Source organism: Herbaspirillum lusitanum P6-12, from assembly GCF_000256565.1.
Classification (GTDB): Bacteria; Pseudomonadota; Gammaproteobacteria; order Burkholderiales; family Burkholderiaceae_D; genus Herbaspirillum; species Herbaspirillum lusitanum.
The window spans coordinates 1-230 of record NZ_AJHH01000703.1 but is presented as its reverse complement, the minus strand read 5'-3'; the positions used below and the strand labels follow the sequence as shown (position 1 = coordinate 230).

Below are 230 nucleotides of genomic sequence, written 5' to 3'. Positions count from 1 at the left end.
TTGCTCTCGCTGGCGGCATAGCGCTTGCGCTCCTCGTCGGTGACGAAGGGGCCGGGCAGGTCGACGGCCGCGCGCTGCCCGGGTGTTTTGGCGAGGGGCGCCTTGCTGGCGTCGTCGCGCGGATCTTCCCGGACTTCCATGCGGCCCATGCCGAACGCCAGCATGCCGCCGAGTCCGGCGTAGTCGGGCGCTTCTTCGTATCCCATGATGTCCATGCCGCGCCGGCGCCG

General features: G+C 70.9%; 1 protein-coding gene. It reads right to left on the bottom strand.

Annotation, left to right across the window (positions count from 1 at the left end):
* On the bottom strand, positions 1-215 hold a 215-nt coding region (locus HLUSI_RS30245), incomplete at its 3' end, for a hypothetical protein (protein ID WP_193365591.1).
* Positions 216-230 lie beyond the last annotated feature (15 nt).